This is a genomic window from Mycobacterium sp. 1245499.0 (genome assembly GCF_001673615.1).
In the GTDB taxonomy this organism is placed as follows: Bacteria; Actinomycetota; Actinomycetes; order Mycobacteriales; family Mycobacteriaceae; genus Mycobacterium; species Mycobacterium europaeum_A.
This window is the reverse complement of record NZ_LZMG01000048.1, coordinates 1-20,659: the sequence shown is the minus strand read 5'-3', so window position 1 is coordinate 20,659 and position 20,659 is coordinate 1. Positions and strand designations below refer to the sequence as shown.

At 69.5% G+C, this 20,659-nt stretch carries 20 protein-coding genes and 4 pseudogenes; 12 read left to right on the top strand and 12 right to left on the bottom strand.

Features of this window, described 5'->3' with window-relative positions; all coding sequences use genetic code 11:
* A pseudogene (locus A5646_RS30315) lies at window positions 1-77 on the top strand (DEAD/DEAH box helicase); the annotation flags it as partial.
* Here the strand turns inward: A5646_RS30315 and A5646_RS02215 are convergent.
* The 4 genes and pseudogenes from A5646_RS02215 to A5646_RS02200 form a co-directional block, all read right to left on the bottom strand.
* Window positions 73-474, bottom strand: a pseudogene (locus A5646_RS02215) (DEAD/DEAH box helicase); the annotation flags it as partial. The pseudogenes A5646_RS30315 and A5646_RS02215 sit on opposite strands and share 5 nt — an antisense overlap.
* Before the next feature lie 37 nt (window positions 475-511).
* Window positions 512-1,183 (bottom strand): TetR/AcrR family transcriptional regulator, encoded by a 672-nt coding sequence (locus A5646_RS02210; protein WP_066868563.1) that lies wholly within the window; start codon window positions 1,181-1,183, stop codon window positions 512-514.
* Between the two features lie 46 nt (window positions 1,184-1,229).
* Entirely contained in the window at window positions 1,230-2,759 is a 1,530-nt protein-coding gene (locus A5646_RS02205; protein WP_067019540.1) for an aldehyde dehydrogenase family protein, read from the bottom strand.
* A complete protein-coding gene (locus A5646_RS02200; protein WP_067019538.1) occupies window positions 2,759-4,006 on the bottom strand; it encodes a VOC family protein in 1,248 nt (415 codons plus the stop codon). The genes A5646_RS02205 and A5646_RS02200 overlap by 1 nt, the downstream gene beginning before the upstream one ends.
* A 30-nt stretch (window positions 4,007-4,036) precedes the next feature.
* On the opposite strand from A5646_RS02200, the gene A5646_RS02195 reads away from it, so the two are divergent.
* The 6 genes from A5646_RS02195 to A5646_RS02170 all read left to right on the top strand — a co-directional run bounded on the left by A5646_RS02195 (window position 4,037) and on the right by A5646_RS02170 (window position 8,447).
* A complete protein-coding gene (locus tag A5646_RS02195) occupies window positions 4,037-4,489 on the top strand; it encodes an Lrp/AsnC family transcriptional regulator (protein WP_066880542.1) in 453 nt (150 codons plus the stop codon).
* 52 nt (window positions 4,490-4,541) lie between these two features.
* Window positions 4,542-5,885 carry an L-lysine 6-transaminase gene (lat, locus tag A5646_RS02190; protein WP_067019543.1) on the top strand — a complete coding sequence of 448 codons (1,344 nt, stop codon included), beginning with the start codon at window positions 4,542-4,544 and terminating at the stop codon, window positions 5,883-5,885.
* Between the two features lie 174 nt (window positions 5,886-6,059).
* Window positions 6,060-6,443: a hypothetical protein gene (locus A5646_RS02185; RefSeq protein ID WP_066868551.1), complete on the top strand. Its 384-nt coding sequence runs from the start codon at window positions 6,060-6,062 to the stop codon at window positions 6,441-6,443.
* Between the two features lie 47 nt (window positions 6,444-6,490).
* Window positions 6,491-6,802, top strand: coding sequence for a protein UsfY (gene usfY, locus A5646_RS02180; RefSeq protein WP_066868549.1), 312 nt, complete (start codon window positions 6,491-6,493; stop codon window positions 6,800-6,802).
* A gap of 422 nt (window positions 6,803-7,224) precedes the next feature.
* Window positions 7,225-7,662, top strand: coding sequence for an ATP-binding protein (locus A5646_RS02175; RefSeq protein WP_007773234.1), 438 nt, complete (start codon window positions 7,225-7,227; stop codon window positions 7,660-7,662).
* Window positions 7,659-8,447 carry an RNA polymerase sigma factor SigF gene (locus A5646_RS02170; protein WP_066868547.1) on the top strand — a complete coding sequence of 263 codons (789 nt, stop codon included), beginning with the start codon at window positions 7,659-7,661 and terminating at the stop codon, window positions 8,445-8,447. The genes A5646_RS02175 and A5646_RS02170 overlap by 4 nt, the downstream gene beginning before the upstream one ends.
* On the opposite strand, the gene A5646_RS02165 is transcribed toward A5646_RS02170, so the two are convergent.
* The 8 genes from A5646_RS02165 to A5646_RS02130 all read right to left on the bottom strand — a co-directional run bounded on the left by A5646_RS02165 (window position 8,418) and on the right by A5646_RS02130 (window position 15,425).
* Complete coding sequence (locus A5646_RS02165) at window positions 8,418-8,855, bottom strand: STAS domain-containing protein (protein ID WP_067019535.1); 438 nt, start codon at window positions 8,853-8,855, stop codon at window positions 8,418-8,420. The two genes, A5646_RS02170 and A5646_RS02165, sit on opposite strands and share 30 nt — an antisense overlap.
* A 182-nt stretch (window positions 8,856-9,037) precedes the next feature.
* The gene (locus tag A5646_RS02160; RefSeq protein WP_066868542.1) at window positions 9,038-10,834 is read right to left on the bottom strand and encodes an acetyl/propionyl/methylcrotonyl-CoA carboxylase subunit alpha; all 1,797 of its coding nucleotides are present in this window, start codon (window positions 10,832-10,834) and stop codon (window positions 9,038-9,040) included.
* Window positions 10,835-10,960: 126 nt separating this feature from the next.
* On the bottom strand, window positions 10,961-11,380 hold the full coding sequence (locus tag A5646_RS02155; RefSeq protein ID WP_066880546.1) for a SufE family protein: 420 nt from the start codon (window positions 11,378-11,380) through the stop codon (window positions 10,961-10,963).
* 13 nt (window positions 11,381-11,393) lie between these two features.
* Complete coding sequence (locus tag A5646_RS02150; protein ID WP_066880548.1) at window positions 11,394-12,284, bottom strand: sulfurtransferase; 891 nt, start codon at window positions 12,282-12,284, stop codon at window positions 11,394-11,396.
* 39 nt (window positions 12,285-12,323) lie between these two features.
* On the bottom strand, window positions 12,324-12,812 hold the full coding sequence (locus A5646_RS02145) for a pyridoxamine 5'-phosphate oxidase family protein (RefSeq protein ID WP_066868537.1): 489 nt from the start codon (window positions 12,810-12,812) through the stop codon (window positions 12,324-12,326).
* A 65-nt stretch (window positions 12,813-12,877) separates the two neighbouring features.
* Window positions 12,878-13,519 carry a nucleoside triphosphate pyrophosphatase gene (locus A5646_RS02140; protein WP_066868535.1) on the bottom strand — a complete coding sequence of 214 codons (642 nt, stop codon included), beginning with the start codon at window positions 13,517-13,519 and terminating at the stop codon, window positions 12,878-12,880.
* The gene (locus tag A5646_RS02135) at window positions 13,516-13,788 is read right to left on the bottom strand and encodes an acyl-CoA carboxylase subunit epsilon (protein WP_369806899.1); all 273 of its coding nucleotides are present in this window, start codon (window positions 13,786-13,788) and stop codon (window positions 13,516-13,518) included. Before A5646_RS02135 ends, A5646_RS02140 begins: the two co-directional genes overlap by 4 nt.
* The gene (locus A5646_RS02130; RefSeq protein ID WP_067019532.1) at window positions 13,785-15,425 is read right to left on the bottom strand and encodes an acyl-CoA carboxylase subunit beta; all 1,641 of its coding nucleotides are present in this window, start codon (window positions 15,423-15,425) and stop codon (window positions 13,785-13,787) included. The genes A5646_RS02135 and A5646_RS02130 overlap by 4 nt, the downstream gene beginning before the upstream one ends.
* A 119-nt stretch (window positions 15,426-15,544) precedes the next feature.
* On the opposite strand from A5646_RS02130, the gene A5646_RS02125 reads away from it, so the two are divergent.
* The 5 genes and pseudogenes from A5646_RS02125 to A5646_RS02105 form a co-directional block, all read left to right on the top strand.
* Complete coding sequence (locus A5646_RS02125) at window positions 15,545-17,314, top strand: CocE/NonD family hydrolase (RefSeq protein ID WP_197505093.1); 1,770 nt, start codon at window positions 15,545-15,547, stop codon at window positions 17,312-17,314.
* The gene (locus A5646_RS02120; RefSeq protein ID WP_066880550.1) at window positions 17,311-17,937 is read left to right on the top strand and encodes a TetR/AcrR family transcriptional regulator; all 627 of its coding nucleotides are present in this window, start codon (window positions 17,311-17,313) and stop codon (window positions 17,935-17,937) included. Before A5646_RS02125 ends, A5646_RS02120 begins: the two co-directional genes overlap by 4 nt.
* A gap of 2 nt (window positions 17,938-17,939) precedes the next feature.
* Window positions 17,940-19,488, top strand: a pseudogene (locus A5646_RS02115) (FAD-binding protein).
* A gap of 17 nt (window positions 19,489-19,505) precedes the next feature.
* A complete protein-coding gene (locus A5646_RS02110) occupies window positions 19,506-20,339 on the top strand; it encodes a biotin--[acetyl-CoA-carboxylase] ligase (RefSeq protein WP_066880554.1) in 834 nt (277 codons plus the stop codon).
* A 40-nt stretch (window positions 20,340-20,379) separates the two neighbouring features.
* A pseudogene (locus A5646_RS02105) lies at window positions 20,380-20,659 on the top strand (PH domain-containing protein); the annotation flags it as partial.

The window sequence follows — 20,659 nt, the reverse complement described above, 5'->3', positions numbered from 1 at the left end:
CGACCGCCAACGGGCACAACACACTGGTGATCGCCCCGACCGGATCGGGTAAGACGCTGGCGGCGTTCCTGTGGGCGGGGTGTCGCCGGAACGGACCCCGACGCTGATGTCGGGGGCGGGCAGGCCCCGGCTTTCGGCGATGCGGGTGAGCCCGGCCAGGGGGGTGCGCAGGTTGCGCTCGACGTCGACGGCCAGCGCCTTGAGCGGGGAGACGTAGAGGACCCGGGTGCCGGGCGGACGCTCGGCCGAGGCGGCGAGGCTGTCCAGCGCCCACAGGAACGCCGCCAGCGTCTTACCCGATCCGGTCGGGGCGATCACCAGTGTGTTGTGGCCGTCGGCGATCGCGTTCCACGCGTCGGCCTGCGCGGTGGTGGGTGCGTCGAAGGTGCTGGTGAACCACTCGCGGGTGATGGCGCTGAACCGGCCCAACGGGTCGGGGCGGCCGGGCGGCCCGGAGTCGGCGCGAGTGCTCACCCGTCCATGGTGCCAACCGGCACCGACAAGGCGTCGGCTAGCGCGGCTCGATCCGAGCGGTCGCCATCGCGTGGGACAGTTCCTCGGGGATCTCGGGGACCCGGGCGATGGCGTCGAACAGCGAGTGCGCGCACGCGTCGGCGAGGCGATCGGCATTCGTGGTGGGGTCGATGATGCGCTGCCGGCACAACTCGAAGGTGAACGCCAGCCAGCCGTGGCAGATCACCCGCAGGTCCCGCTCGACGTCGGGTTCCAGCTTCCCCGCGGGGGTCTTGGCCACCAGGTCGCTGATCCGGCTCATGATGTGCTCGAGCTGACGGTTCTTGGCTTCATCGTCGACGCCCAGCAGAACCGGGTCGGACCGGCCCAGGCCGACGTAGGCGGCCCACGCCGCCTCGGGGTTCTGCTCGTGGTAGGCCATGTAGGCCATGACGCCGGTGCGGACCTCTTCGTACATGGTCAGGCCGGTGGCGTCGTCCATGTTGGTGTTCTCGTACAGGCGGTCGGCCTCGTCCTTGACCACCGCCGCGAAGAATGCCCGTTTGTCGGGGAAGTAGTGATACATCAGGGCCCGCGAGACCCCGGCGCGTTCCGCGATCTCGTCGATGCGGACCTCGTCGTAGGGCCGCTTCCCAAAGACCTCTGCCCCTAAAGCGAGCAGCTCAGCGCGTCGATCCTCGGGGGATAAGCGCCTGCGGGCAGTCGGCATGTGTCAGATAGTACTCATACGACATGAGACCCCGGCCACTTTGGATTCATCCGAACTTCACGCCCTGGGCCAGCGGTAACTCGCCGGAATAATTGACGGTATTGGTACTTTGGCGCATGTAGGCCTGCCACGAATCGGTGCCGGATTCGCGTCCGCCGCCGGTTTCCTTCTCTCCGCCGAACGCGCCGCCGATCTCCGCGCCGGACGTGCCGATGTTGACATTGGCGATTCCGCAGTCGGATTCGGCCAGGAAGCGCTCGGCCTCGCGTAGGTCGGTGGTGAAAATGGCCGACGAAAGGCCCTGCGGCACCGCGTTGTTGAGGGCGATCGCGTCGTCGAGCTCGTCGTAGGTCAGCACGTAGAGGATGGGCGCGAACGTTTCGGTGGCCACGATGGCGGTCTGCGCGGGCATCCGCACCAGCGCCGGCGCGACGTAGTAGGAACTCGGGTGTTCGGGGGCCTCGGGATGGGTGCGCTCGCCGCCGATCACCTCGCCGCCGTCGGCGCGCGCCTGTTCCAGCGCCCCCACCATGTCGCGGTAGGCGGTCTCGTGAATCAGCGGTCCGACCAGCGTGTCCGGCGCCGACGGGTCACCGATGCGCAGCTGCCCGAAGGCGGACGCGACGCGCGCGACCACCTCGTCGGCCACCGAGCGGTGGACGATCAGCCGGCGCAGGGTGGTGCAGCGCTGCCCCGCGGTGCCGGCGGCCGCGAACACCACCGCGCGCACCGCAAGGTCCAGGTCGGCCGACGGCGTCACGATGGCGGCGTTGTTGCCGCCCAACTCCAGCAGCACCCGGCCGAACCGCGCGGCGACGCGGGGACCGACGGCCCGGCCCATCCGGACCGAACCGGTCGCCGACACCAGCGCGACGCGCGGGTCGTCCACCAGCAGCTCGCCGAGGTCGCGGTCGCCCAGCATCAGCGAGCTCACCGCAGGCGGGGCGCCGACGTCGGCCGCGGCCCGGGCGATCAACGACTGGGTGGCCAGCGCCGTCAACGGCGTCAGCTCCGAGGGCTTCCACACCACCGGGTCCCCGCACACCAGGGCCAGCGCGGCGTTCCAGGCCCACACCGCGACCGGGAAGTTGAACGCGGTGATCACGCCGACGACACCGAGCGGGTGCCAGGTCTCCAGCAGCCGGTGGCCGGGGCGTTCCGAGGCGATGGTGCGGCCGTAGAGCTGGCGCGACAGGCCGACCGCGAACTGGCAGATGTCGATCATCTCCTGCACCTCGCCGGCGGCCTCGGAGGCGATCTTGCCGACCTCGAGGGTCACCAGGGTGGCCAGCTCGCCGCGGTGCGCGGTCAGCAGCTCGCCGAGGCGGGCCACCAGCGCGCCGCGTACCGGGGCCGGTGTGCCGCGCCACACCGAAAACGCCTGGGCCGCTTCGCTGATCGTCCGCTCGGCCCGCTCGGGTGTGGTGGGCGCGATGGTGAACAACACCTCGCCGGTGATCGGGGTGCTGGCCGGCATCCCGTGGCCGTCCGGCTCGCCGAGCGCGACATCGGCGCCCATCGCGCGCAGGGCCTCACGCGCCCGGGCGCGCAGTTGGTCAGCGGTCGGCAGATTCATCAGAGTGCCTCCTGGGAGAGCGCTTCGTAGAGGGCATACGGGTCGTAGATCTCGCGGCCGATGGCCCCGGCCAGCCAGGCGGCGTCGTAGCCGGAATCGTCGGGGGCGGCACCGTTTTCAAAGCCCGCGTCGGCATCCAGGTTCGACCGGAAGATGCCCGCCGCCGACGCGGGCAGGAAGTCCTCGTAGACGATCGGCGCCGACGGGTCGCCGCCGCGGTAATAGGCCAGCCCGTCGGCGGCCATCTCCGCGTCGGTGCCCGGGAAGTACTGCGCCCACACCGCAGCCGGGTCGGCAGCGCCCATCGCGGCGTCGTAGCGTCGCCGGCCCTTCGGCGTCAGCGCGACGCCGCGCGCCTCCACTTCGCCGAAGCGCACCCGCAGCGTCCCGGTGCTGATGCGGCCGTCGTCGCGGAAGCGGCGGGGTTCGGCCAGGGCGCGAAACGAGGTCTGGCGCAACAGCACCGCGGGGCCGTCGGTGCGGGGCGGGCCCTGGATCGCGTCGATCATGGTGATGCCGCGCCGGGTCATCCGCCGGTACAGCTCGTCGATGTCGAGCACCCGCGGCGTGAGGTGGTTGATGTGGGTGGTGCCGACGCCGGCGATGTCGGCGGCCACGCCCGAGACCCGGGCGAGTTCGTCGTACCAGGACCGCTCGATCGGTTCGTCGGACAACGCGAACGCCGCCACGGCCGCCGCGACGAACCCCGGCGCCTGGTCGGCGTCGCAGCCGCCCGCGGCGGCGATGACCCGCGCTTGGGCCAGCAGCGCTGGGTCGAACAGCCGGCGCCGGGCCACGAAGGCGTCGACGCGGCGGCGCAGGTCGCCGTCGAAGTAGCGCGCGTCGCGGGTGGCCAGCATCGAGGTGAACACGCGGAAGGGGTTGCGGGACAGCTCTTCTGGGTCGACCGGCCGGAAGGCGGTCGACACCACCGGGACCGGGGACGCGGCGCGCCGCAGGTCGTAGTAGCCGACCGGCAGCATGCCGAACGCGGCGAAAAGGTCGGCGACGGCGACCAGTTCGGCCGGACCGCCCACCCGGATGGCGCCGTGCCGCTCGGCGGTGACCCGCCGCAGCGAGCCGAAGCGTTCGGCATCGGCATGGCCCGCCGCGCAATCGGCGTTGACCTGCTCGCTGACCTCGACCAGGGTGCCGTATGCCGGCACCTCGGCGGCGTACATCGCCGACAGGCCCGCGGCGAACCGCTCCCGGAGCTGCCAGGCTTCCAGCCATTTCGGGCGGGTCACGGCGGCGCGGTCCTGCGATAGTCTCCGGCCATGAGTGAGACGCTCGACGAGGTCGACCGGATTCTGGTGCGCGAGTTGGTCGCCGACGGCCGCGCGACGCTGGCGGAGCTGGCCGCCAGCGCCCGGTTGTCGGTCTCGGCGGTGCAGTCGCGGGTGCGCAGGCTCGAGGCGCGGGGGGTGATCTCGGGATACTCGGCGCGCATCGACCCGGAGGCGGTCGGGCACCTGCTGTCGGCGTTCGTGGCCATCACTCCCTTGGATCCCTCTCAACCCGATGATGCGCCCGCCCGCCTCGAACACATCGAGGAGATCGAATCGTGTCACTCGGTGGCCGGCGAGGAGAGCTACGTCCTGCTGGTGCGTGTCGAGTCCGCCCGGGCGCTGGAAGACCTGCTGCAGCGGATCCGGACCACCGCGAACGTCAGGACGCGAAGCACCATCATATTGAATACTTTTTACACCGATAGGCAACGAATACCATAAAATATACGGCGCATCCCTCATGATTCCGTAAAAATCGGCTACCATGAGCGCCATGACCGCCACCCTGGACCGCTTCACCGGCCGGCGCACCGAGCCCGAACGGGTGCACGAGGTGCTGGCGCGCAGCATTCAGGTGGATGGCTTCGACTTCGTGCTAGACCTGGCCCGCTCCGCGGGCTCCTACCTGTACGACGCCCGCGACGGGCGGCGCTACCTGGACATGTTCACGTTCTTCGCGTCGTCGGCGCTGGGCATGAACCACCCCGCGCTGGCCGGCGACGAACAGTTTCGCGCCGAGCTGACCCAGGCCGCGCTGAACAAGCCGAGCAACTCCGACGTGTACTCGGTCGCGATGGCCGGTTTCGTGCAGACCTTCGCCCGGGTGCTGGGCGATCCGGCCCTGCCGCACCTGTTCTTCGTCGACGGCGGCGCGCTGGCGGTGGAGAACGCGCTCAAGGTGGCGTTCGACTGGAAGAGCCGGCTCAACGAAGCCCGCGGGATCGATCCCGGGCTAGGCACCCGGGTGCTGCACCTGCGCGGCGCCTTCCACGGTCGCAGCGGATACACGCTGTCGCTGACCAACACCAAGCCGGCAACGGTCGCCCGCTTCCCCAAGTTCGACTGGCCGCGCATCGATGCCCCGTTCCTCCGGCCCGGCCTGGACGGGGCGGCCATGGCGGCGCTCGAAGCCGAGTCGCTGCGCCAGGCCCGGGCGGCCTTCGAAGCACACCCGCACGACATCGCATGCTTCGTGGCCGAGCCCATCCAGGGCGAGGGCGGCGACCGTCACTTCCGGCCCGAGTTCTTCGCGGCCATGCGCGAGCTGTGCGACTCCCACGACGCCCTGCTGATCTTCGACGAGGTGCAGACCGGCTGCGGCCTGACCGGAACGCCGTGGGCCTACCAGCAATTGGGCGTGCCGCCCGACGTGGTGGCGTTCGGGAAGAAGACCCAGGTGTGCGGGATCATGGCGGGCCGCCGGGTCGACGAGGTCGCCGACAACGTCTTCGCGGTCCCCTCGCGGCTGAACTCGACGTGGGGCGGCAACCTGGCCGACATGGTGCGCGCCCGCCGCATCCTGGAGGTGATCGAGGCCGACGACCTGTTCGCGCACGCCGCCGAGCACGGCGCCCACCTGCGCGACCGCCTCGACGAGCTCGCCGCGGAATTTCCCGGCGTCGTGCTCGACCCCCGGGGGCGCGGTCTGATGTGCGCGTTCAGCCTGCCCAGCGCCGCCGACCGCGACGAATTGATCCGCCTGTTGTGGCGGCGCGCGGTGATCGTGCTGCCCTCGGGCGACGACGGTGTCCGGTTCCGTCCGGCGCTGACCGTCTCGCGCGCGGAGATCGACGCCGCGATCCGCGCCATCCGCACCGCGCTGCGGACGCTGAATTAGCGCGTTGACCTCACGCCGAGCCGGTTTACCCCGGTTTGCCGCGGGGTATTTGAACCCCTGCGCCTTCCGCTGCTACCAGCGCGCGACTGCTGCCCAGAAGCTAGCGCGGTAACCAATGCGACGCGGCGAACGAATAAAAGATAAGCGTGAGGCCCCGAAGGGGAGGTGACAACGATGCAGAAAGCGGATGCGCGATCCGGTGGTGATCGCCTGGGACAGGAGGACGGCGAGGTGCTGGCCGCCGTCCGGTTCACCGTGCTGGCCACGCTCGCTGCCGTCGGCTTCCTATTGATCGCGGCGGTGTGGGTGAGTACCTGCCCGGGGGTGAACGTGGACACGGTGGCATGCGGTCCGCCCCAGCGCACCCTGTTGGCGTTCGGCGGCCCGCTCATCGCCCTGGTCGCCGGGGTCTGGGCGTTCGTGCGCACCTATCGGGTGTGGAAGGCCGAGGGCACCTGGTGGGGTTGGCACGGCGCGGGCTGGTTCTTGCTGACGGCGATGGCGCTGATGGTCGCCATGGGTGTCGCTCCGATCGCAGGGCCGGTACTGGCTCTTTAGGTTTGTTCTCCCGCGATCTAACGTTGATGGTGCGGTGAGGAGCAGCTATGGGAGACACCTACCATGACCCCGTCGACCATCTGAGGACCACGCGACCGCTCGCCGGCGAGTCGCTGATCGACGTCTTGCACTGGCCTGGCTACCTCTTAGTCGTCGCGGGCGTGATCGGGGCTTGCGGCAGTCTGGCGGCCTTCGGCAGCGGACATCACCACGAGGGCATGACCGCGGGCGTCGTCGCGGTCATCGCCACGGTGCTGGGGCTGGCCTGGCTGGCGGTGGAGCACCGCAGGATTCGCCGGATCGCCGATCGCTGGTACACCGAACATCCCGAGGTGCACCGGCAGTGGCCGGCCAGCTAGGGCCGCCGATCCGGCACCGACTCGGCCGCCTTTTTCGGCGGTGACCTGCCCGGACGCCGCGCTGTGTGAAATATCGCATGAAAGCCGAATCGGCGGTTACGGCCGCGGACTTGTGGGTATCAGGTCTGCACCATGATGAGTGCCGGAACGGTTGCGTTTGCGTGGTCACCCCATCATGGGGGACAACATCACGAACACACCGACATAAATGCCCACTGCGACCAGGAGCAAGACGACCAGCGTGACCCCGGCGATCACCGCGACGCGCGTGTACCGGCGCGTCGCGTCTGTGTCTGTCGTGTCAGGCCCACGCACATCGGGCCGAATACCCGGCGGCGATCATGACTAACCGGCTCGAGCGCGAGGTCCACGGTGGGCTGCGAAGCAGTAGTAGTGTCAGTCAAACATTGCCGGGAGACCATATGAACGATGCTGGATTGCACGCTAACAAGCGTCCGCGCGGCCACCGCGCCGTCGAGCTCCACGTTGCTGCGCGACTGGAGAACCTCGCGATGCTGCGCACCCTGGTCGGTGCCATCGGCACCTTCGAGGACCTGGATTTCGACGCGGTGGCGGACCTGCGGCTCGCGGTCGACGAAGTGTGCACCCGGTTGATTCGTTCGGCCACTCCCGACGCGACCCTGATCGTCGTGGTCGACCCGCAAGACGACCAATTGGTGGTGGAAGCCTCCGCGGCATGTGACACCCACGACGTGGTGGCGCCCGGCAGCTTCAGTTGGCACGTGCTGACGTCGTTGGCCGACGACGTCCAGACTTTCCATGACGGTCGCGAACCCAATGAAACCGGCAGTGTTTTCGGCATCACGCTGACGGCGCGACGGGCGGCCTCCAGCAGGTGACAGCGCGAGCTGCCGGCGGTTCGGTTTCACGTCCGAACGAATACGCCGATGTTCCGGACATGTTCCGTGAGTTGGCCAACATCACGCCCGACTCCATGGAATTTCAACGTCAACGGGACAAGATCGTCGAGCGCTGCCTGCCGCTGGCCGACCACATCGCGCGCCGCTTCGAGGGTCGCGGCGAACCGCGCGACGACCTGGTCCAGGTGGCGCGCGTCGGATTGGTCAACGCCGTCGTCCGCTTCGACGTCGAGGCCGGGTCGGACTTCGTGTCCTTCGCGGTGCCGACGATCATGGGCGAGGTCCGCCGCCACTTCCGCGACAACAGCTGGTCGGTCAAGGTCCCGCGGCGGCTCAAGGAACTGCACCTGCGCCTGGGCACCGCCACCGCCGACCTGTCGCAGCGGCTGGGCCGGGCGCCGACGGCGACCGAACTCGCCGCCGAGCTCGAAATGGACCGCGAAGAGGTGGTCGAGGGCCTGGTGGCCGGAAGCTCCTACAACACGTTGTCGATCGACAGCGGCGGCGGCAGCGAGGAAGAGGAAGCCCGCGCCATCGCGGACACCCTGGGTGACGTCGACACCGGATTGGACCGCATCGAGGACCAGGAATCGCTACGACCCCTGCTCGAGGCGCTGCCCGAGCGGGAGCGAACGGTGTTGGTGCTGCGGTTCTTCGAGTCGATGACACAGACCCAGATCGCCGAGCGGGTCGGCATCTCCCAGATGCACGTGTCGCGCCTGCTGGCGAAGTCGCTAACGCGGCTCCGGGACCAGTTGCAGTAGCGCCCGGGGCTCTTCGTCGTCGTCGTCAACGCGGAGCGGCTCCAGCAGCGGCTCGGCCCGCGGCGTCGTCACCGGCAGCGTGGCGTCGGGGTCGCAGACCCGCAACAACCTCGCCACCGCCGGGCTGGGTGCCATGGCCCAGGACACCTGGGCGGCCGAGCACGCCACGTTGATCCGGTGCAGGGCGGAAAAGCCCGCCGTGCCAATGAATTTCAGGCCGCGTAGGTCGAGGATCACCCGCCGCGAACGATTGGTGCTCTGCCGCACGTAGGCGGCGAGTTGATCGGCGTTGGCCGCATCGAGCTCACCATCGACCGTAATCAGGGTGCCCGTCGGGCCGCAGCGCGCGGTGAATTGTGCTGTGCGGCTTTGTTGCCAGGATTGGGCCACAGACATTGTTGACTCCATATCCCCTGCGGGGATTTGTTATGTCGATACGTAAGCCGCGCGAAGGAAATTCGCCAGATGAAGGGAATTCCGCCTACCCACGTCACAAACGTATCCCGGGCGGCTGTGAACTCAACCTTGCCCGCAACCCTACTCGCGGTAGCCAGGGCCTACAACGTGTCTGGGAAATCTCTCAGGGAGCGCTATTTGATCTCGGCGAGCACGGTGCCCTGGGTGATGGCGGCGCCGGGCTCGACCGCAAGTCCGGTGATGACACCGTCCTTGTGCGCGGTGACCGGGTTCTCCATCTTCATCGCCTCGAGCACCACGACCAGATCGCCCGCGGCGACCTCCTGGCCCTCCTCGACCGCGACCTTGACCACGGTGCCCTGCATGGGCGCGGTCACCGCGTCGCCGGAGGCGGCCGCACCCGCGTGCGCCCCGCGCTTGCGCGGCTTGGGCTTCTTGCGGATGACTCCGGCCGGATCGGCGGCGCCGCCGTTCGACAGCGCCAGGTCACCGGGCAGCGACACCTCGAGCCGGCGGCCGCCGACCTCCACGACCACCTTTTGGCGCGGCCGGGCGTCCTCTTCGTCGAGAGGCTCGCCGCCGGTGAACGGTTCGATGGTGTTGTTCCACTCGGTCTCGATCCAGCGGGTGTGCACCGAGAAGCTTTCGCCGTCACCGATGAACGCCGGGTCGGACACCACGGCCCGGTGGAACGGGATGACCGTGGCCAGACCCTCGACGTGGAATTCGTCCAGCGCGCGCCGCGAGCGGGCGAGCGCCTCCTCGCGGGTGGCGCCGTACACGATCAACTTGGACAGCATCGAGTCGAACTGGCCGCCGATGACCGAACCGGCCTCCACACCCGAGTCCAGCCGCACGCCGGGTCCGGTCGGGATGTCGTAGCGGGTGACCGGGCCGGGCGCGGGCAGGAAGCCGCGTCCGGCGTCCTCGCCGTTGATCCGGAACTCGATGGCGTGCCCGCGCGGCGTCGGGTCCTCGGTGAGGTCCAGCTTCTCGCCGTTGGCGATCTTGAACTGCTGCAGCACCAGGTCGATGCCGGCCGTCTCCTCGGTGACCGGGTGCTCGACCTGCAGGCGGGTGTTGACCTCCAGGAAGGAGATCAGGCCGTCCTGGCCGACCAGGTACTCGACGGTGCCGGCGCCGTAGTAGTGCGCCTCCTTGCAGATCCGCTTCGCCGACTCGTGGATCTCCTTGCGCTGCGCGTCGGTCAGGAACGGCGCGGGAGCCTCCTCCACCAGCTTCTGGAACCGGCGCTGCAGCGAGCAGTCGCGGGTGCCGGCGACGATGACGTTGCCGTGCTGGTCGGCGATCACCTGGGCCTCCACGTGGCGCGGCTTGTCCAGGTAGCGCTCGACGAAGCACTCGCCGCGGCCGAACGCGGCGACGGCCTCGCGGGTGGCCGACTCGAACAGCTCGGGGATCTCTTCGATGGTGCGGGCCACCTTCATGCCGCGGCCGCCGCCGCCGAACGCCGCCTTGATGGCGATCGGCACGCCGTACTCCTTGGCGAAGGCCACCACCTCGTCGGCGTCCTTGACCGGGTCGGGGGTGCCGGGCACCAGCGGCGCCTGCGCGCGGGCGGCGATGTGGCGGGCGGTGACCTTGTCACCGAGGTCGCGGATGGACTGCGGGCTGGGCCCGATCCAGATCAGGTTCGCGTCCAGCACCGCCTGGGCGAAATCGGCGTTCTCCGAGAGGAACCCGTAGCCGGGGTGGACGGCGTTGGCGCCCGACTTGGCCGCCGCGTCGAGGAGCTTGCCGATGTCCAGGTAGGACTCGGCCGACGTCTGACCACCCAACGCGAACGCCTCGTCGGCCAGACGCACGTGCGGCGCGTCGGCGTCGGGCTCGGCGTACACCGCCACGCTGGACAGGCCCGCATCGCGGGCCGCGCGGATCACCCGGACAGCGATTTCGCCGCGGTTGGCGACGAGCACTTTGGAGATCCTCGAGCTGGCGTGACTAGCCACAGCGCCTCCTGTTTGGCATAACCGCAGACGTATTTCTGCGGGCTTCTCTAAGAGAATTTCTTACAACGAGTTCTCGGGAAGTCTAAGCGCCGCGCCGTTGGGCCCGACGAGGCGGCCCACCTTTTTTCAGGACGACTCGCGCAGCCTGCGCTTGATGCGGGCCAACATCGCCGACAACCCGCGCAAACGCAGCGGGCTGATCAGAGCGGCCAGGCCCAGGTCGGCGTAAAAATCCTCGGGCACCGCCAAAATCGCGGCGGCGGGCTGCTCGTCCAGACCGGTGGCCAGAATCGACGCGAACCCACGGGTGGTGGGCGATTCGGCGGGCGCGCTGAAGTGCAGCCGCACCCGGTCGGGGTCGCTGGCGTCGACATGCAAAAACAGCGGCGTCTGGCACTCGGGCACCGGCTCCATGGCCGCCTCTTGCAGGTCGGGCGGCAGCGCCGGCAGCTCGTTGGCGAATTCCAGCAGTAGCGCCAGCTTGTCCTGGCCCTCGACTTCGGCGAAGTCGGACACCACCTCGGCCAGGGGAGCGGGCATGGTCATCGCGGCGCCGCCATCAGACCGGAACGGTGCCCGGCTCTTCACCCGCCACGATCGGCGTGCGCACGGTGTTGCCCCACTCGGTCCACGATCCGTCGTAGTTGCGCACCCCGGGCTTGCCCAGCAGATGGGTCAGCACGAACCAGGTGTGGCTGGACCGCTCGCCGATGCGGCAGTACACGACGGTCTTGTCGTCCGGCTCGATGAACCCGTACAGCTCCTCGAGTTCCTCGCGGCTGCGGAAGCGGCCGCTCTCGTCGACGGCCTTGGCCCACGGGATCGACCGCGCGGTGGGGATGTGGCCGCCGCGCAGCACGCCTTCCTCCGGGTACTCGGGCATGTGCGTGCGCTTGCCGGTGTACTCGTCCGGCGAGCGCACGTCGATCAGCGGCTGGCTGCCGAGAATGCCCAGCACGTCGTCCTTGAAGGCGCGGATGGGCCCGTCGTTGCGGGTCACGACGGGATAGCCGCTGGAGGTCTTGGTGGGGACGTCCAGCGTGGTCTCCCGGCGTTCGGCCAGCCACAGGTCGCGGCCGCCGTTGAGCAGCCGCACGTCCGGGTGGCCGAACAGCGTGAACACCCACAGCGCGTAGGCGGCCCACCAGTTGCTCTTGTCGCCGTAGATCACCACGGTGTCGTCGCGGGCGATGCCCTTGCGGTCCATCAACTCCGCGAACCGCGCGCCGTCGATGTAGTCGCGGACCCGTGGGTCGTTGAGGTCGGTGTGCCAGTCGATCTTCACCGCGCCGGGGATATGGCCGACGTCGTAGAGCAGCACGTCCTCGTCGGATTCGACGATCGCCAGGCCGGGGGTGCCTTGGTTGGCGGACAGCCAGTCGGCGGTGACCAGGCGCTCGGGGTGGGCGTAGGCCGACAATGTCGGGCTTGGATCGGGGGGTAATGCCACACTGCCGAGCCTACCGCCAGCTCCCAAACGGCCAGCAGGTCAGTGCTTGCGGACCACCCGCTCGGGCACGCCGGGATTCCAGATGGTGACATCCAGGTGGCCGTCTCGGACCTCGACCGCCGATGCCCCGGTGACATCGGCGCCGAGCAGGTCGAATCGCTGGTCGCGCAGGTCCAATCCGGTTTCGGAGAACAGCGCCTCGGCGAAGCGCCGGTGCACCGCGCCGTAGGGAACGACGCGGGCCAGCCCCCACAACTTCGCGTCCCCGTCGGTCACCTCGGTGTCGACGGTCGCGGTGTGCAGACAAAACCTCGGGTCGCGCGCCAGATCGAGGAACTTGGTGGTGGCCGGCATTCCCGGCAGCCACAACTCGTCCTCGAAGATCCGCGGCTCCATCGGGCTGATCCGGGGGAAGCCGTCGGAGCGCAGGGTGGCCAGCATGCACAGGTTGCCGCTGGCTCGATGGCGACGGGTGAAGATGCCGGCGATGCGCGGGGCTTGGGCGGTGAACTCGCTCCACGTGGTCATGGCTTGACCCTAGGGTTCGGGCCCGACATGTACTTCGGCGCCGAAGGCGGAGCGGGCCTGCGGATTTAGCGGCTCGGCGCTGCCGTCCACAGCGCGGACACCGACAGCCCGACCCGCTCCAGCAGCGACCGCAGTAGCGGCAGGCTGACGCCGATCACGTTCGAGGGGTCGCCGTCGATGCCGTCGACGAACCAGCCGCCCAGGCCGTCCAGGGTGAACCCGCCCGCCACGTGACGCGGTTCCCCGTCCGCGACGTAGGCCCGCAGGTCCGCCTCCGACGGGGTGGCGAAATGAACTGTGGTGCAACGCGATTCGACTTCGCGGTGGGTGATGGCGCCGTCGCGCAGCCGCAGCAGGCAGTGCCCGGTGTGCAGCTCGCCGGAGCGGCCCGCCATCAGGCGCCACTGGCTCGCGGCGGCCTCGGCCGTCCCGGGCTTGCCGCACAGCCGGTCGTCGATCGACAGCATCGAATCACAGCCCACCACAACGCAATCGGCCGCGACATCACCGTCCAGCCCGCCGGCCACCCGCTGGGCCTTGGCTTCGGCCAGGGCGCACACCACGTCACCGGGCGACGCGGTCGGGCCCAGCGCGGCGGCGACGGCATCCTCGTCGACGCCGGAGACCACGACCAGCGGGTCGACGCCGGCCTGGCGCAGCACCTTGAGCCGGCCGGTCGAGGCCGACGCCAGCACCAGGCGGGTCAATGCCTCATGTGGGTCATCTGCTGGAACGTGAGCCGCTGATAGTTCGTCATCGCGAACCGCAGCCGGTCGACCGGCAGGCCCCAACGGGTCCGCTCGGGCTGTTCGGGCTCCGGCGCGCCACCGGCGCAACCCAGGACCGCGACCAGGGCGGCCACCTCCTCGGCGGTGGGCTCACCCCGCAGGATCTGGATGTGCGGCTCGTGCGGTGCCGCGTGGGCTTCCGCGTCGGCCGGCACGTCGGTCTGCACGTTGTCGGTCGTCTCGCTCACAGTGGTATGTTCCCGTGCTTCTTGGGGGGCAGGTGGGAGATCTTGCGTTCCAGCAGGCGCAGCGCGGTGCCGATGTAGCCGCGGGTGTGCGACGGCGGGATCACCGCGTCGACGTAGCCACGCTCGGCGGCGACGTACGGGTTGACCAGGGTGTCCTCGTACTCCTGCTGCAGCTGCAGGCGCAGCGCGTCGACGTCCTTGCCCTCCTTGGCCGCCTCGGAAAGCTGCTTACGGTAGACGAACCCGACCGCACCCGAGGCGCCCATCACGGCGATCTGCGCCGACGGCCAGGCCAGGTTGACGTCGCAGCCCATGTCCTTGGAGCCCATCACGCAGTAGGCGCCGCCGTAGGCCTTGCGGGTGATGACGGTGATCTTGGGGACCGTGGCCTCGCCGTAGGCGAACACCAGCTTGGCGCCGCGGCGGATGATGCCGTTGTACTCCTGGCCGGTGCCCGGCAGGAAGCCCGGGACGTCCACCAGCATGATGATCGGGATGTTGAAGCAGTCGCAGGTCCGCACGAACCGGGCGGCCTTCTCCGACGCGTTGATGTCCAGGCACCCGGCGAACTGCGTCGGCTGGTTGGCCACGATCCCGACCGGCCGGCCTTCGACGCGGCCGAATCCGACGATGATGTTCTGCGCGTAGCCGCCCTGGACCTCCAGGAACTCGTCGTCGTCGAGGATCCGGGTGATCACCTCGTGCATGTCGTAGGGCTGGTTGGGGGAGTCCGGGATCAGCGTGTCCAGCTCGAGGTCCTCCTCGGTGAGGTTGTCCTCGATGGCGCCCGGCGGGTGCGGCTCGGCGTAGCGGGGCGCGTCGGTGGCGTTGTTGGGCGGCAGGTAGCCCAGCAGATCGCGGACCCAGTCGAAGGCGTCCTGCTCGCCGGAGGCGACGTAGTGCAGCGTGCCCGACTTGGCCATGTGGGTGTGGGCACCGCCCAGCTCCTCCATGGTGACGTCCTCACCGGTCACGGTCTTGATGACGTCGGGCCCGGTGATGAACATCTGGCTGGTCTGGTCGACCATCACGACGAAGTCGGTCAGCGCGGGGGAATAGACGTGCCCACCCGCGGCGGCGCCCATGATCAGCGAGATCTGCGGGATGACGCCCGACGCCAGGATGTTGTTGCGGAAGATCTTGCTGTACAGGCCCAGGGAGACGACGCCCTCCTGGATCCGCGCGCCGGCGCCGTCGTTGATGCCGATCAGCGGGCGGCCGGTCTTGATCGCCAGCTCCTGGATCTTGACGATCTTCTCGCCGTACACCTCGCCGAGGCTGCCGCCGAACACCGTGGCGTCCTGGCTGAAGATGCACACGTCGCGGCCGTCGATGGTGCCGTAGCCGGTGATCACGCCGTCGCCCAGCGGCCGGTTGTTCTCCAGGCCGAAGTTCTTGCTGCGGTGCCGCGCCAGCGCGTCGAGCTCCACGAACGAATCCTCGTCGAGCAGGGCGAGAATGCGCTCGCGGGCGGTCAGCTTGCCCTTGGCGTGCACCTTCTCGACGGCCTCTTCGCCCACCGGGTGCAGCGACTCTTCGCGGCGCTTGTGCAGCTCGGCGAGCTTGCCCGCGGTGGTGTGGATGTCGATGGTGTGTTCGGCAGCGGGTTCCGCAGTGTGGTCGGTAACGCTCGTCATGGCAGCGATGTTATCGGCAGCCCTGTCGGTCTCCCTTAAGCAGCCCTTAAGTAGTCGACGGCGATTCGCGAATATAAACAGCCGTTGAGTGTTAGTCCGCCGGGCCATAGGGTGCAGGAGTGGCTTCCGACGACTCCCGGGACGAGATGCTGTTCATGCCGTCTCATCCGCTGCAACCGGGTGATAGGTACGGCGTGCTGAGCGGGTTCGATCCCGGCACCCGCACCCTGCCGGCCGGCTTTCGGCTCGCGCCGGCATTCCGGGAGTTGCCGGTCGACATCGTGCTGGACAAGGACGTGGCGGTCACCATGCGCGACGGCGTCACCACGTACGTCGACATCCTGCGACCGCCGGGCGACGAGAAGGTGCCGGTGATCGTGGCGTGGAGCCCGTACGGCAAGGGGGAGGGCAGCGCCCCGGCGGCGATGGGGGTGTTCGGGCTGGTCGGCCTGGCCAACGACATCGTGTCGGGGTTGCACAAGTTCGAAGGCCCCGACCCGGCTTACTGGTGTGCGCAGGGCTACGCGATCTGCAATCCGGATGTTCGCGGGGTCTCCGACTGCGACGGCGACAGCGTCCTGTGGGATCGCCAGGAGGGCCGGGACTGCTACGACCTGATCGAGTGGCTGGCCGTCCAGGACTGGTGCACCGGCAAGGTCGCGATGAGCGGCACCTCCTACCTCGCGGTCGCCCAGTGGTTCGCCGCTGCCGAGCAGCCGCCGCACCTGGCGGCGATCAACCCCTGGGAAGGCGTCAGCGACGTCTACCGCGACCTGGTGATGCGCGGCGGCATGCCCGACACCGGGTTCGCCCGGCAGCTCCGGGACAACAGCTACTGGGGTAAGGGCCGCAAGGAGGACATCCTCGCCGAGGCCGAGCGCTACCCGCTGCTCAGCGACCTGTGGCGCAACAAGATCCCGCGCGTCGAGCGGGTCACCGTGCCGGCGTACGTCGTGGCCAGTTACTCCAACTCGTTGCACACGGCGGGGACGTTCCGCGCCTGGCGTCGCCTCGGGTCGTCACAGAAGTGGCTGCGCATCCACAACAGCCAGGAATGGCCGGACTACTACGACGAAACGAACAGGGAGGATCTGCGGCGGTTCTTCGACCACTTTCTGAAGGGCGCCGACAACGGCTGGGAGCAGACTCCGCGCGTGCGTTACGCGCTGCTCGACCTCGAGGGGGACGACCAGGTCGGTGTGCCCGCGCAGCAGTTCCCCCCGCCGGGGGTCACCTACACGAAGTACTACCTGGACGGCGCGTCGCGAACGCTGCGCACCGAGATCCCTGCCGCGGCGTCGACCGCGGCCTACCCGGCGGGTTCCGCCGCACAGGCCGACCCGAATTTCGTCTCGTTTCTGGTCCGTTTCGACGGGCGGACCACGCTGGTCGGCTACCCGAAGGCGCGGCTGTGGGTGGAGGCGACCGACGCCGACGACATGGACCTGTTCGTCTTCGTCCAGAAGCTGGACCGCTACGGCACGCCGCTGCAGCAGTTCACCGTGCCCAATCAGAGCGCGCGAGTCCACGACCTCACCGAACGGGGCGCGTCGATCCTGCGGTATAAGGGCTCCGACGGCCGCTTGCGGGTGTCGATGCGCCATCGCGACGAGGCTGCGTCGACCGATGAGGTTCCCGTGCATAGCTTCGACCGGGTGCAGAAGCTGACTCCGGGCGAGGTGGTCGAGGTCGAAATCGAGCTGCTGCCAATCGGTCTCGTGTTCTACCCCGGCGAGCAGCTGCGGCTGATCATCAGCGCGCGGAACCTGTTCGGCACCTGGATGCCGGGACTGCGCGAATACGCGCCGCGCAACAGCGGGCAGCACGTCGTCCACACCGGGGGATCGCGCGGCTCGTATCTGCAGTTGCCGGTTCACCCGACGCCATGACCACCAAGCCCGTCGCCGCCGGGCGCCGCGGGCGCCGGCCGGGGGCGAACACCACCCGGCAGGCCATCCTGGACGCGGCTCGCGCCAGGTTCGCCGCCGACGGCTATGCCGCCACGACGATCAGGCGGGTCGCCGCCGACGCCGGGGTCGACGCGTCGCTGGTGATGCAGTTCTTCCGGTCGAAGGACGAGCTGTTCGGCGCGGTCATGTCGATCACGCCGGAAGCATTGGCGCGCTTGGGATCCGCGTTCGAAGGTCCCGACGAGCACCTCGGCGAGCGAGTGGTGCGCGCATTTTTCGATGTGTGGGAGGGCGACCCGCGGGACTCGGAGCCGTTGCTGGCGATGTTGCGTGGAGCCGTGGCGGAAGGTGCGGCAAAAACCGGGGCCAACGAGCAGCTCCGCGAGTTCATCCAGGCCCGGCTGCTCGACGGCATCCGCTCGCGACCGGGCGATCCCGACGACGCGGCGCTGCGCGCCGGTCTGGCGGCGTCGATGTTGGTCGGTATCGTCGTCGGACGACGAATCGTGGGAGTTCGGATCCTCACGGAAGCGGACAGCGACACGTTGATCGCGCGGCTGGCGCCGGCGATCCAAACCGTATTGACGGCGGCGCAGGAGTAGCGATGGTCGACTGGGCGGCCGAATGTGACGTGCTGGTCGCGGGTTCCGGCGGTGGCGGCGTGACCGGTGCCTACACCGCGGCGCGCGAGGGCCTCGACGTGCTGCTGGTCGAGGCGACGTCGAAATTCGGTGGCACCACCGCATATTCGGGTGGGGGCGGCGTGTGGTTCCCGTGCAATCCCGTGCTGCTGCGCGCGGGTACCGACGACACCATCGAGGACGCGCTCACCTATTACCGCGCGGTGGTCGGTGACCGTACGCCGCGCGAGCTGCAGGAAACGTATGTGCGCGGCGGCGCCCGGCTGATCGAATACCTGGAAGCCGACCCGAACCTGAAGTTCGTGCCGCTGCCCTGGCCCGACTATTACGGCAAGGCGCCGAAGGCGCGCCTGGACGGCCAGCGCCACATCGCTGCCAAGCCGCTGGCGGTGGCCCGCCGCCCCCGAGTTCCGCGAGGCGATCCGCGGGCCGCTGGACACCGACCGGCTCGGCGCCGAACCCCCGTCGGACTACTACGTCGGGGGCCGCGCCCTGATCGCGCGGTTCCTCAAGGCCATCGGCCAGTACCCGACGGCGTCGCTGCGCCGCGACGCCGCGCTGGTGGAGCTGGTGGTGACCGACGGCCGCGTCACGGGCGCCATCGTCGAGACCGCCGGCGAGCGCCGCGCGATCCGGGCCCGCCGGGGGGTGCTGCTGGCCGCCGGGGGCTTCGAGGCCAACGAGGAGCTGCGCCGCCGGTACGGGGTGCCGGGAACGTCGCGAGACACCATGGGCGGCCCGGGAAGCCGCGGCCTGGCGCTGCAGGCCGGCATCGCGGCGGGGGCCGACACCGACCTGCTCGACCAGGCCTGGTGGTCGCCGGGCATGACCCATCCCGACGGCCGGTCCGCCTTCGCGCTGTGGTTCACCGGCGGCATCTTCGTCAACCAGGACGGCGAGCGATTCGTCAACGAGTCCCGGGCCTACGACCGGGCCGGCCGCGAGATCATCGCCCAACTGGCCGACGGGTCGATCACGTTGCCCTACTGGATGATCTATGACGATAAGGAGGGTGAAGTGCCGCCGGTCAAGGCGGCCAACGTCTCCATCGTCGAGACCGAGCGCTACGTCGCGGCGGGCCTGTGGCACACCGCGGACACCCTCACCGAGCTCGCCGCGAAGATCGGCGTGCCGGGCGAGCGGCTGGTGGCGACGGTCGCGCGGTTCAACGGTTTTGCCGCCGCCGGTGTCGACGAGGACTTCGGCCGCGGCGACGAGGCCTTCGACCGCGCCTTCTCGGCGGGCGCGTCGCCGCTGGTGCCCATCGACTCCCCGCCGTATCACGCCGCCGCCTTCGGCATCTCCGATCTGGGCACCAAGGGCGGTCTGCGCACCGACACCGCGGCGCGGGTGCTCGACGCGGAAGGCACGCCGATCCCCGGCCTGTACGCGGCGGGTAACACCATGGCCGCGCCCAGCGGCACGGCGTATCCGGGCGGCGGCAACCCGATCGGAACCAGCATGCTGTTCAGCCATTTGGCCGTGCTGGACATGCGCGACCGTCGGCCCTGAGTTCTAGGCTGGGTGCGGTGACGGAACGAGATCGCCTTCGAGCACCGCTGGACGAGGGCGCGTTGCGCGCCGAGTTGATCGGCACCGGGCTGGGCTGGCGCAAGCTCGAGGTCGTCGAGCAGACCGGCTCCACCAACGCCGACCTGCTGGCGCGCGCCGCGGCGGGCGACGACGTCGCCGGCGCCGTGCTGATCGCCGAGCACCAGACCGCCGGGCGCGGCCGGCACGGCCGCGGCTGGTCGGCCACGCCGCGGGCCCAGATCACCATGTCGGTCGGGGTCAGCGTGGTCGACGTCCCGACCACCGGATGGGGCTGGCTGCCGCTGGCCACCGGGGTGGCGGTGGTCGACACCGTGACGCCGCTGCTGGCGGGCACCGGGGCGCAGGCCGGTCTCAAGTGGCCCAACGATGTGCTGGCCGGCCCGCCGGATTCGCCGGGCAAGCTGGCCGGAATTCTGGCCGAGGTGGCCAAGCCCGTCGTGGTAATCGGCTTGGGGCTCAACGTGACTCAGTCCGCCGAGGAGATCGACGGGCCCGGCGCCCCCATGCTCAGGTCGTTGCTGGACCTGGGGGTCGCCGCGCCGGACCGCACCGGGCTGGTGTCGGCCCTGCTGCGCGAACTGGGGCGGCGGATCGTGGGCTGGCGCGCCGCGCGGGGGGCCGACTGGGCCCTGGCCGCCGATTACCGGGCTCGCAGCCTGACCCTCGGCAACCGGGTGCGCGCGCACCTGCCCGGCGGCAAACAGGTCGACGGGACCGCCACCGCCATCGACGACCAGGGCCGGCTGTGCCTGGAAAGCGGCGAGCAGACCGTCGTCGTCGCGGCCGGTGACGTGGTGCATTTGCGCTAATGGCGATCGCAAGCGCGGCGCGCAGCTAATGTCTGCGGGCATGGGCTACCCGGATAACGTTCTGGCCGCCGGCGAACACGTCATCGTGCACCGCCACCCGCACTGGAAGCGGCTGATCTGGCCGGTGCTGGTGCTCATCGGGGTGACCGGACTGGCCGCGTTCGGCTCGGGGTACCTCAACTCGACGCACTTCGAGCAGCTCGCCAAGAACATCATCTACGGCGTCATCTGGGGCGTCTGGCTGGTGATCGTGGGCTGGCTGACGCTGTGGCCGTTTCTGAGTTGGCTGACCACTCACTTCGTGGTGACCAACCGGCGGG